Annotated in this window: 10 protein-coding genes; 5 read left to right on the forward strand and 5 right to left on the reverse strand. The window is 59.8% G+C overall.

Annotation, left to right across the window (positions count from 1 at the left end; all coding sequences use genetic code 11):
- Positions 1 to 62 precede the first annotated feature (62 nt).
- The 3 genes from nth to metG all read right to left on the reverse strand — a co-directional run bounded on the left by nth (position 63) and on the right by metG (position 3,897).
- Entirely contained in the window at positions 63 to 701 is a 639-nt protein-coding gene (gene nth / locus ACW9IB_RS11745; RefSeq protein WP_457365049.1) for an endonuclease III, read from the reverse strand.
- Positions 702 to 769: 68 nt separating this feature from the next.
- Positions 770 to 1,744 carry an electron transport complex subunit RsxB gene (rsxB, locus tag ACW9IB_RS11750; RefSeq protein ID WP_457413776.1) on the reverse strand — a complete coding sequence of 325 codons (975 nt, stop codon included), beginning with the start codon at positions 1,742 to 1,744 and terminating at the stop codon, positions 770 to 772.
- 101 nt (positions 1,745 to 1,845) lie between these two features.
- Complete coding sequence (metG, locus tag ACW9IB_RS11755; protein WP_457413740.1) at positions 1,846 to 3,897, reverse strand: methionine--tRNA ligase; 2,052 nt, start codon at positions 3,895 to 3,897, stop codon at positions 1,846 to 1,848.
- Positions 3,898 to 4,068: 171 nt separating this feature from the next.
- On the opposite strand from metG, the gene apbC reads away from it, so the two are divergent.
- The gene (gene apbC / locus ACW9IB_RS11760; RefSeq protein ID WP_457365047.1) at positions 4,069 to 5,163 is read left to right on the forward strand and encodes an iron-sulfur cluster carrier protein ApbC; all 1,095 of its coding nucleotides are present in this window, start codon (positions 4,069 to 4,071) and stop codon (positions 5,161 to 5,163) included.
- Positions 5,164 to 5,659: 496 nt separating this feature from the next.
- On the opposite strand, the gene fdxA is transcribed toward apbC, so the two are convergent.
- Together fdxA and mutS are read right to left on the reverse strand one after the other, a co-directional pair.
- Positions 5,660 to 5,983, reverse strand: a complete 324-nt coding sequence (gene fdxA / locus ACW9IB_RS11765) for a ferredoxin FdxA (RefSeq protein WP_457365046.1) — start codon at positions 5,981 to 5,983, stop codon at positions 5,660 to 5,662.
- 142 nt (positions 5,984 to 6,125) lie between these two features.
- Entirely contained in the window at positions 6,126 to 8,717 is a 2,592-nt protein-coding gene (mutS, locus tag ACW9IB_RS11770) for a DNA mismatch repair protein MutS (protein ID WP_457413742.1), read from the reverse strand.
- Positions 8,718 to 8,916: 199 nt separating this feature from the next.
- Between mutS and ACW9IB_RS11775 the strand changes: the two genes are divergently transcribed.
- The 4 genes from ACW9IB_RS11775 (at position 8,917) to ACW9IB_RS11790 (ending at position 11,734) form a co-directional block, all read left to right on the forward strand.
- Positions 8,917 to 9,651: a LexA family transcriptional regulator gene (locus tag ACW9IB_RS11775; RefSeq protein ID WP_457365044.1), complete on the forward strand. Its 735-nt coding sequence runs from the start codon at positions 8,917 to 8,919 to the stop codon at positions 9,649 to 9,651.
- Between the two features lie 598 nt (positions 9,652 to 10,249).
- Positions 10,250 to 10,594, forward strand: a complete 345-nt coding sequence (locus tag ACW9IB_RS11780; RefSeq protein ID WP_457365043.1) for a phage holin family protein — start codon at positions 10,250 to 10,252, stop codon at positions 10,592 to 10,594.
- A gap of 21 nt (positions 10,595 to 10,615) precedes the next feature.
- The gene (locus ACW9IB_RS11785; protein WP_457413743.1) at positions 10,616 to 11,113 is read left to right on the forward strand and encodes a hypothetical protein; all 498 of its coding nucleotides are present in this window, start codon (positions 10,616 to 10,618) and stop codon (positions 11,111 to 11,113) included.
- A gap of 9 nt (positions 11,114 to 11,122) precedes the next feature.
- A complete protein-coding gene (locus ACW9IB_RS11790) occupies positions 11,123 to 11,734 on the forward strand; it encodes a phage baseplate assembly protein V (protein WP_457413744.1) in 612 nt (203 codons plus the stop codon).
- The last annotated feature ends 4 nt before the right edge of the window (positions 11,735 to 11,738 follow it).

The raw sequence follows: 11,738 nt of genomic DNA on the forward strand, positions 1-11,738 counted from the left end.
ATAATCCATGAACGGGTAAAAAAGATTTTTTCAATCGATGGATCGAAAAAAACAATAAACACTCAATCGTCGGAAGTCTTTTCCTTGAATTCGCACAGGTCTTCGATGCGACAGCTCCCGCAGCGCGGCTTGCGCGCCTGGCAGACATAGCGCCCGTGCAGAATCAGCCAGTGGTGGGAGTCAAGCAGGTACGGCTTGGGCACGAACTTCATCAACTGCTTTTCCACCTCCACCACGTTCTTGCCACGGGCGATGCCAGTACGGTTGCTTACACGAAAAATATGCGTGTCCACCGCCATGGTCAGTTGCCTGAACGCCGTGTTGAGCACCACATTCGCGGTCTTGCGGCCTACGCCAGGCAGTGCTTCCAGGGCCTCGCGGGACTGTGGCACTTCGCTGCCGTGCAGCTCCACCAGCAAGCGACAGGTCTCGATGACGTTCTTGGCCTTGCTGTTATAGAGCCCGATGGTCTTGATGTACTCCGACAAACCGTCCACACCCAGGGCATGAATTGCCTCGGGCGTGTTGGCCACCGGGTATAACTTGGCCGTGGCCTTGTTGACGCCCACATCCGTGGACTGTGCCGAGAGGATCACGGCAATCAGCAACTCGAACGGTGTGGTGTAGGCCAGCTCGGTCTTGGGTTCCGGATTGTCTTCGTGAAACCTGCGAAAAATTTCCAGGCGCTTTGCGGCATTCATGGGGGCGTGAGTTCCTTGCGGGCGGTCGGCGAAATTGTAGCGATACACACGGCAAGCGTTATCGCGTGTCAGGCCTTGCCGTGAGCATCTACGTGGCGCTGCGCCTCGTCGAGATCATGGTGTGCTTTGGCCAGTCGCTGAGGGTCTGCGTTCGCATCCAGGGCCTTCTTCAACTCGGCCCGGCGCATTGCCAACTGGATTTTGGCACGCTTGAGGTCGGCGGTCTTGCTGGATGCCGTCGCTGTCGTGGGTGCACTGGGCGTCTCCAGCGCAGCCAGCGCCTGCTCTGCGGCTTCGAACTGCTGTTGCAGGGTGATCAGCTGTGACTGCTGTTCAAACGTTGGTGGGTGACCAAATGCCTTCAATGATTTGTGCAGTTGGGCACGACTCATGGCCACCGTGATTTTGGCTTTCTTGACCGCTGCATCCTGAGCGTCGACGGACGGTATGGATAAGGTGGGCGCAGATCGATTGGTTCGAGCCAGCCGTTCGGCAAGCCTGTAGGCTTCTTCCTGTTGCAGTCGTGCGTTGCGTTGCTCAAAGCGTCGGCGTGCCCGGTCGCGTTTAAGGCCACGTTCATGACGCTGCTGATCATTGGCCGCCAAGCCACCTACAATCGGCAACACACTGGCTGCCGGGCGCATCTCAATGCAATCGACGGGGCAGGGGGCTACACACAGGTCGCAGCCGGTGCATTCGTCGAGGATTACGGTGTGCATCAACTTCGCCGCGCCGACAATCGCATCAACCGGGCATGCCTGGATACATTTTGTGCAGCCGATGCACTCGGCTTCGCGTATATAGGCGACCTGTGCCGGCGCTTCTCCCCGGCTGATGTCCAGTTCCAGCACCGGCACGCCCAGCAATTGCGCCAGACCCGCGATGGTTTCCTGCCCGCCTGGCGGGCACCGGTTGATGGCTTCGCCCCGCGCGATACCCTCGGCGTAAGGCTTACAGCCCGGATGCCCGCATTTGCCGCATTGGGTCTGCGGCAAGAGTGCATCGATGCGTTGAATGAGGTTCATGGGGGCGATCATTGGCAGGCGGCGTGTCGTATTGAGCAGGTTTGAGTTGTGAGCAGCTTTTGTAGCAAGCGGGCAAGCCCGCTGGCCACACAAGCCCGCTCGACACCGGCCTTACTCGCTTACTTGATGCGCTGGCCCGGCTTGGCACCGCTGTCGGGGCTCAACAGGTAGATTTCTTTGCCGCCAGGGCCGGCTGCCATCACCATGCCTTCGGAGATACCGAACTTCATTTTCCGCGGCTTGAGGTTGGCGATCATCATGGTCAGGCGACCATCGAGCTTGGACGGATCCGGGTAGGCGCTCTTGATGCCCGAGAAAACGTTGCGTTGCTCGTCACCGATGTCCAGCGTGAGGCGCAGCAGCTTGTCGGCACCTTCCACGGCTTCAGCCTTGACGATCAATGCGACACGCAGGTCCACGGCTGCGAAGGCGTCGAATTCGATTTCCGGGGAAATCGGGTCCTTGGCCAGTTCGCCATTGCCGGCTGGTGCCGATTCGCCGGTATCGGTCTGGCTGGCGATCAGGTCTTCTTTCGACGCGTCGGTCATGGCCTGCACCTTGACCGGGTCGATACGGGTCATCAGTGGCTTGAATTCGTTCAATTGATGGTTGGCGAGCAAGGTGGTGTGATCGTTCCAGGTCAGCGGTGCGACATTGAGGAAGGCCTCGGCGTCGGCGGCCAGCACTGGCAGCACCGGCTTGAGGAAGATCACCAACTGGCGGAACAGGTTGATGCCCGTGGCGCAGATCGCCTGGACCTCGGCCTGCTTGCCTTCCTGCTTGTTCAGTGACCACGGCGCCTTGTCGGCGATCCAGGCATTGGCGCGGTCGGCCAGGCCCATGATCTCGCGCATGGCACGGGCAAAGTCACGGGCCTCGTAGGCATCGGCGATACCGGGCGCAGCGGCCAGGAACGCTTCGGTCAGCTCCGGGGCGGCATTTTCGCTCACCAGCAGGCCCGCGTTGCCCTTGTGGATGAACCCTGCACAGCGGCTGGCGATGTTGACCAGCTTGCCCACCAGGTCCGAGTTGACCTTCTGTACAAAGTCTTCCAGGTTCAGGTCCAGGTCATCGACGCCACGACCCAGCTTGGAGGCGTAGTAGTAACGCAGGTATTCCGGCGACAGATGATCCAGGTAGGTGCGCGCCTTGATAAAGGTGCCCCGGGACTTGGACATCTTCTGGCCGTTGACTGTCAGGTAGCCATGCACGTTGATGCCGGTCGGCTTGCGGTAGCCCGAGCCTTCGAGCATTGCCGGCCAGAACAGGGCATGGAAGTTGACGATGTCTTTTCCGATGAAATGGTACAGCTCTGCGGTTGAGTCCTGGCCCCAGAACGTATCGAAGTCCAGCGCCGGCGTGCGGTCGCACAGGTTCTTGAAGCTGGCCATGTAGCCGATTGGCGCGTCCAGCCACACATAGAAATATTTGCCTGGCTCGTCAGGAATCTCGAAGCCGAAATACGGTGCATCGCGGGAGATATCCCACTGTTGCAGGCCGCTGTCGAGCCATTCGGCGAGCTTGTTGGCCACGGCGTCCTGCAAGGTGCCGCTGCGGGTCCAGGTTTGCAGCATGGCCTGGAAGTCCGGGAGCTTGAAGAAGAAGTGCTGCGAATCCTTGAGCACCGGGGTCGCGCCGGAAATCGCCGACTTCGGGTCCTTCAATTCGGTAGGCGCGTAGGTGGCGCCGCACTTCTCGCAGTTGTCGCCGTATTGGTCTTCGGTGCCGCATTTGGGGCAGGTGCCCTTGATGAAGCGATCGGCCAGGAACATTTTCTTTTCCGGGTCGAAATACTGTGTGACCGAACGTTGGTCGATATGCCCCGCGTCCCGCAGCCGTTTGTAAATCCGGGTCGACAGCTCGCGGTTTTCTTCGGCGTGGGTCGAGTGGTAGTTATCGAAGTCCACCAGGAAATCGGCAAAGTCGGCGCTGTGTTCAGCCTGCACGTTGGCGATCAGTTGTTCTGGCGTGATCCCTTCCTTTTCGGCGCGCAGCATGATGGCCGAACCGTGGGCGTCGTCCGCGCAGACATAAATGCATTGGTTGCCGCGATGCTTCTGGAAGCGCACCCACATATCGGTCTGGATGTACTCAAGCATATGGCCAAGATGGATGGAACCATTGGCATAGGGCAGGGCGCTGGTGACGAGGATCTTGCGTGGCTCGGACATGGGGCTCGGCTACTTGATGAAACGGAGGTCGGCCACTATAAAGCGCCGGGAAATTTATTTCACCCCGTGGCGCTGTTTCCGCCGCGTCCAAACCTGCGAAAGCATGCCGTTAAGCCTCTGGAACGGTTAGGATAGCCGCCTGTTTCAGTCAGTCTTTTTCGGGAGTAGCCCATGAGCGCCGTCAATCGCGCAGCGGTGGAAGCCGTTCTTCGCCAGTACACCGACCCCTATTTGAATCAGGACCCGGTCAGCGCCGGGTGTGTTCGTGCCATCGAGGTTCAGGGTGACCAAGTGGACGTTCGCCTGGAACTGGGTTACGCCGCCGGCCTGTTCAAGAGCGGCTGGGCGCAGATGCTGCAAATGGCCATCGAAGGTTTGGACGGCGTGCGTTCGGCCAAGGTCGACATCCAGTGCGTGATTGCGCCGCACAAGGCGCAGGCGCAGATCCCGGGCCTGGCCAACGTCAAGAACGTGGTGGCCGTAGCCTCCGGCAAAGGCGGCGTGGGCAAGTCCACCACAGCGGCCAACCTGGCCCTGGCCCTGGCGCGAGAAGGCGCGCGCGTGGGCATTCTCGACGCGGATATCTATGGACCGAGCCAGGGTGTGATGTTTGGCATCGCCGAAGGCACCCGACCCAAGGTCAAGGACCAGAAGTGGTTCGTGCCCATCGAGTCGCTGGGCGTCGAAGTGATGTCCATGGCTTTCCTCACCGATGACAACACGCCGATGGTCTGGCGCGGACCGATGGTATCCGGTGCCTTGCTGCAACTGGTCACCCAGACCGCCTGGGGCGACCTGGACTACCTGGTGATCGATATGCCGCCAGGCACGGGCGATATCCAGCTGACCCTGGCGCAAAAGGTTCCGGTGGCCGGCTCGGTGATCGTGACCACGCCTCAGGACCTGGCGCTGCTCGACGCCAGGAAAGGCGTGGAAATGTTCCGCAAGGTCAATATCCCGGTGCTGGGTGTCGTGGAAAACATGGCGGTACACATCTGTTCCAACTGCGGCCATGCAGAACATCTGTTCGGCGAGGGCGGTGGCGAGAAGCTGGCCAGCCAGTACGGTGTCGAACTGTTGGCTTCGTTGCCGCTGTCGATGCTGATCCGTGAGCAGGCTGACAGTGGCAAGCCCACCGCTGTGGCCGAACCTGATAGTCAGATCGCCATGATCTATCAGGAACTGGCGCGCCACGTGGGCGCTCGGATTGTGCTGCAGGAAGCGGCTGCCCCGGCGATGCCGACCATTACCGTCAGTGATGATTGACGGCCATTGAAAGGAAAAAGCCTCGGCCCTGCCGGGGCTTTTTCATGTCTGGAAGATCGGCAACAGTAGCCTGTTACGCTTTTACGCAATTGCTCGTGTAAGCATTTGCTTACTTTTTCGTAAGTGTTTGGTTTTTTTACCATCCATGTCTGTCTCGAATCGACGAGAGAGTTTTCTATCTTGTTGAAATATAAGAATTAAATATTGGATATGGAATCAAGAAACCTGTCAGTCCCTGGGTTGGATCCCGTTGAACTTCCCTTGGAACTCTTTAACATCAGCCCTGTGTCCACGGATTGGCACAGCCATCAAGGAACGATGGTTTGAAGGAACGTCGCAGGATGCGATTCATCAGGATGATGAAAAGGAATACAGGGACTAGGGAAAAAATGTGGGCGGGTCATACCGCCCCTTTTTTTTGCCTGCAGAAAAGTGAAACCCTGTCTCCAGAAACGCAAAAAGGCCCGCAAGGGGCCTTTTGGGGGCGGCGACGCTATCAGCGTTCGAGGTCTGCGATCTTGCCTTTTTTGCCATCCCACTCTGCTGCATCCGGCATCGGATCCTTGCGTTCGGTGATGTTCGGCCAGATTTCCGCCAGCTCGACGTTCAACGCAATAAATTCCTGCATCTCTGCCGGGACTTCGTCCTCGGAGAAAATGGCGACGGCCGGGCATTCCGGCTCACACAGGGCGCAGTCGATGCACTCATCCGGGTGGATAACCAGGAAGTTCGGGCCTTCGTAGAAGCAGTCCACCGGACATACTTCCACGCAGTCGGTGTACTTGCACTTGATGCAGTTGTCGGTGACGACGAAGGTCATTTCTAATTTTCTCCTCAGGCGGCGGCGGCGAAACCCTTTGTGGCAGGGCTCGCGAGGTTCGGGAGCGATAGTCTGCAGGCCAGGCTAATAGCCCGCAGCATCCCAAACCGCGCGAGAGTCTACCAGCTTGCACGCGTCAGCGTTATATCCGAACCTTCAGTGCATATAACATTTCGAGTGCTTTGCGCGGCGTTACGTCATCCAGGTCAAGCTTGGCCAACTCCTCCAGCACCGGGTGGGGCAGGCTGGCGAACATATCGCTCTGATGCGGCGCACTGGGTTTGGTTTTGGCCTTGGCGGGGCTGGCGACCACGGTTTCGTGGGGCAAGGCGGTGGTTTCCAGGCGGCTGAGGTGTTCGCGGGCGCGGGTGATCACATCGTTCGGCACACCGGCCAATTGCGCTACGGCCAGGCCGTAGCTCTGGCTGGCCGGCCCAGGCAATACATGGTGCAGAAACACGATGCGCTCGTTGTGCTCGGTGGCGTTAAGGTGCACGTTGGCCACCAGCGGTTCGCTTTCCGGTAGCACGGTCAGTTCGAAGTAGTGGGTGGCAAATAAGGTGTAGGCACGCAGATGCGCCAGGCGCTCGGCTGCCGCCCAGGCCAGGGACAAACCGTCGAAGGTACTCGTGCCGCGCCCTACTTCATCCATCAATACGAGGCTGCGTTCAGTGGCGTTGTGCAAGATGTTCGCGGTTTCGCTCATTTCCACCATGAAGGTCGAACGACCGCCGGCCAGGTCATCACTGGAGCCGATCCGCGTGAAAATACGGTCCACCAAGGACAACTCACAGCTGGCCGCCGGTACAAAACTGCCGATATGCGCCAGCAGCACGATCAACGCCGTCTGACGCATATAGGTGGATTTACCGCCCATGTTCGGGCCTGTGATCACCAACATGCGGGTATCGTCGTCCAACGACAGGTCGTTGGCGACGAACGGCGTGGTCAACACCTGTTCCACCACCGGGTGACGGCCCTGCACGATGTGCATGCACGGCTCGCTGACGAAACGCGGGCAGTTCAGGTCAAGGTTCAGCGCGCGCTCGGCCAGATTGCTCAGCACATCCAGTTCCGCCAGGGCGGCAGCGGTGTCCTGCAACGGCGCCAGGCGGCTGATCAGGTCCTCGAGCAAGGCTTCGTAAAGCATCTTTTCCCGAGCCAGGGCGCGGCTCTTGGCCGACAGCGCCTTGTCTTCGAACTCCTTCAGTTCTGGTGTAATAAAGCGCTCGGCACCTTTAAGGGTCTGGCGACGCTGATAGTCGATCGGTGCCGACTCGGCCTGCTTGCTCGGCAGTTCGATAAAGTAGCCATGCACACGGTTATAGCCGACCTTCAAATTGGCCAGACCGGTGCGGGCCTTTTCGCGGGCCTCCAGATCAATCAGGAATTGCCCGGCGTTTTCGCTCAGGGATTGCAACTCGTCCAGTTCGGCGTCGTAGCCGGTCTTCAATACGCCGCCGTCACGGATGATGGCTGGCGGGTTGTCGATGATGGCCTTCTCCAACAGGGCTGCAAGGTCCGGGTACGTGCCGGTGGTGACGGCCAGTTGTTGCAGGTGAGGCGTGTCCAGCTCGGTCATCGCCACTTGCAGTTGCGGCAGCGCGCCGAGGGCGTCACGCAGGCGAGCCAGGTCACGGGGGCGTGCGTTGCGCAAACCGATCCGCGCCAGGATGCGCTCGATGTCGCCAATCTCCTTCAACTGCGGCTGCAATTTCTCGAAGCGGTAAGCGTCCAGCAGGCAGGTAATGGACGACTGACGCGCTTGCAGCACGCTCAAGTCGCGCAATGGGCGGTTCAACCAACGGGTCAGCAAGCGGCTGCCCATGGCGGTCTGGCAACGGTCGACCACCGATTGCAGGGTGTTGTCACGCCCGCCGGCCAGGTTGGTGTCCAGTTCCAGGTTGCGACGGCTGGCGCCATCGAGCACCACGGTATCGTCCAGACGCTCATGGCGCAGGCTGCGCAAGTGCGGCAGGGCAGTGCGCTGGGTTTCCTTGGCATAACTGAGCAGGCAACCGGCGGCGCCGATGGCCAAGGTGAGGGTTTCGCAGCCGAAGCCTTTCAGGTCCTGCACGGAGAACTGCTGGCACAGGCTTTTCAGCGCCGAATCACGTTCAAAATCCCACGGCGCACGGCGCTTGGTCCCACGGCGCTTTTCCGCCGGCAGGTCTTTCGGCCAATCATCCGGGATCAACAACTCCACCGGGTTGATGCGCTCCAGTTCCGCCAGCAGATTCTCCCAGCCCTTGATCTCCTGCACGCTGAAGTTGCCACTGGTGATGTCCAGCACCGACAGCCCGAACAGCCGCTCATCCCCCAGCACGGCGGCGATCAGGTTATCGCGGCGCTCATCCAGCAGCGCCTCGTCACTCACCGTGCCCGGCGTGATAATGCGCACCACCTGACGTTCAACCGGCCCCTTGCTCGTCGCCGGATCGCCGATCTGCTCACAAATCACCACCGACTCGCCAAGCTTCACCAGCTTGACCAGGTAACCTTCCAGAGAGTGGTAAGGAATCCCGCACATCGGAATCGACTGCCCCGCCGACTGCCCACGCGCCGTCAGGGTAATGTCGAGCAACTTGGCAGCCTTCTTCGCATCCTCATAGAAGATCTCGTAGAAGTCGCCCATGCGATAGAACATCAACTGATCAGGGTGCTGGTTTTTCAGGCGCCAGTACTGCTGCATCATTGGGGTGTGGGAGGACAGCTCGGGAGTGTTCTTACTCATCGGATAGTAGGCAAATTCGTTGAAAGGAGTGGGGCAAAGGTGGGGCATTCCGCCCTGCGATTTTGCGATGGCGGCAAGGTTAACACGCGAGGTCGGGCGGGCGCAGTTCACAAGCGGATAGGTACCCCGGCAAGGTAAATGCTGGAAATATGCAAATCAGCATTTGCAAACCCCGAAATCCCCCGCCATTATCCCTGTTATGCAAAAACGCAACGTTTCATCCGTCTTAAGAGAACTGCTGGACCGCGACCGGATCTCCCCCACGGAGCTTCACCGGCGTACCGGCGTGCCTCAATCCACGTTGTCCCGGATCCTCAGCGGCAAGATCGTTGACCCCTCGGACAAGCACATTTCCCGTATCGCCGAGTACTTTCGCGTGAGCACCGACCAGCTGCGCGGCCGCGCGGCGGTGGGCGTTTCGCGGGAGGAGGGGCGTGACCCGATGCATTCGGAACTCAAGGACATAAGCCTGTGGGATGACGACACCCCCGTGAATGACGACGAGGTGTCGATCCCCTTTCTGCGCGAGGTTGAATTGGCTGCTGGATCAGGAAGATTCGTCATCGAGGAAAGCGAGAAGGCCAGCCTGCGGTTCGGCAAGCGCAGCCTGCGGCACAACGGGGTGCAGTTCGACCAGGCCAAGTGCGTGACCGTGCGTGGCAACAGCATGCTGCCAGTGTTGCGCGACGGCGCGACGGTCGGCGTGAATGCGGGCAAGAGCGGCATTGGCGATATCGTCGATGGCGACTTGTATGCCATCAATCACAATGGTCAACTACGGGTGAAACAGCTCTACCGCCTGCCTTCCGGGATTCGCCTGCGCAGTTTCAATCGTGATGAACACCCGGACGAAGACTACAGCTTCCAAGAAATCCAGGAGGAGCAGATCAGCATCCTCGGCCACGTGTTCTGGTGGGGCATGTACGCCCGCTGACCGCCTTGTCCAAGACAAAGCCCGCACCTGAGCGGGCTTTTTTTCGCCTGTAAAAATCATCCAGCCCAGTGCCTGCAAGGCTTTTGATGCATTGATGCATGTCATCAGGAAAAATAAATGCATTTATGCATTGACTGTATATGCATACATGCATATTCTTCGTCTCAAGCCAGCCAACAAGGTCTGGTGGAGGTGGCAAGGATGCCGCCAAGGAAGACAAGGAAGGCACGCAACACCGGCAAGGACGCCATCGAAGCGATGGCAGGGATGCCAGGCAACACCGGCAAGGATGCCGACGCTCTTTAGTTTCACCGCTTCAAGAACAGGCAGCGATGAACCGGCCTCATAACGGTTCAGAGGGTTGGCAACTGACCCGGGTGTGCAGCGTAAAGCACCAGAAGCAGTTATCCGGCAGACAGGGATCGTGGTCGGAAAAACATCGAGGAAAGATCCGTACCGCGCCAGTAGCGCCGAAAGATCGAAGAAGGACCGCATTACTGAAAAGCCCGGGCAACCGGGCTTTTTGGAATGCCTACCTACCCATGGATTTACCCAGAAACCGGCCCGTTGCCGGTAATGCTCAGCCAGGAGGCGTGACATGACAAACGAGCAGCAAGCGTTAGCGGAAATGCCTATCTGGCTGGTGATCGCACTGGCCTTGATCGGCGGGGTGTCGGGCGAGATGTGGCGCGCCGACAAGGAGGGCGCCCGTGGCTGGTCGCTGATACGGCGCCTGGCCCTGCGCTCCGGAGCGTGCATGGTCTGCGGGGTATCGGCACTGATGCTGTGTTATGCCGCCGGCATGTCGATCTGGACCGCCGGCGCCATTGGTTGCCTCACGGCCATGGCTGGCGCGGACGTCGCCATCGGCCTGTATGAACGCTGGGCGGCCAAACGCATCGGGGTCAACCAGGCCCCGACCTCCCGCCCGGATCAGCAATAACCGCCGCAAGGACGCAACGCGATGACACCTCTCGAAAAACCTTCTCAACTACCTGTCGCGATTGGAGACGCGCTGAAAAGTGCTTTCCCACAATTGCGTGTAGGCAATCACCACGACTTTGCCGGCGCCGGCGTACTGATCAGCGTGGAGCGCAACGGCCCCGGCACCCGTTCAGTCGAGGGCCGCAAGGCCCACGCCTTGTCGGTTTCACTCAGGGCCACCGTGGCCAGCGGTTCGGCACCTTTCGCGGCCTGCGACCTGGCCAGCCAACTGATGGACCTGGCCCTGGATAACCGCTGGGGTCTGCCTCCAGACCAGTGCGATTTGCCTATGGAGATTGTCGCGGCACCGTCGGTATCAGTCAGTACGGAAACGGACTACGACACCTGGACCGTGTCCTTCACCCAAACCCTCTATATCGGACCGCTGCTGCTCGAAGATCCCACCGGTATTCCGCTGTTTGCCCGCACCTGGGAAGTCTCGAACATCGACGACCCGGATCAATACCGCCCCCTGTAGGAGTCGCCCATGTTCGATGCATTGCTGCGCATGCAACTGGGGCCGATTGTCGAGCGCCTGGCTGAAATGGAGGCCCAACTCGACGACCTCTACCGCCGTGCCGAAAGCTTCTGCCGGATCGGCGTCTGCCAGGCGGTCGACCCGGCCAGCAATACCTGTCGGGTCAGTCACGGTGAGTTGCTCTCGCCGTCCATCCGCTTCTTCAACCCCAGCGCAGGTGCGCAGACGGAAACCCGCATTCCTTCGGTGGGCGAACAATGCCTGCTGCTCAACTATGGCGGTGGGGAAGGGGGCGAACAATCGGTCGCCCTGTTCGGCCTCAACAGCGGCCAGTTTCCACCAGTGTCCGGTGTGGCGTCGTTGACGCGGCGCCGCTATCAGGACGGCACTCAAAGCGATTACGACGATGCCAGCCACACCTTCAATTGGGTCAACGGCCCCACCACCGTCAGCGGTTCCCGTGAGCAGGTCACGGCGACGGTCGGCGCGGCGATGCTGCTGATGAGCGCCGACCGCATCAATTTGCAACTCGGTGGCAGCGGCCTTGTGCTCGACGCCGCCGGCATTCACCTGAGCGGTCCGGTGGTCGATCACCAGGGCCGCGTGATCAGCAGCGCATAAGGAT

The sequence above is a fragment of the Pseudomonas sp. SDO524_S393 genome, from assembly GCF_054071875.1.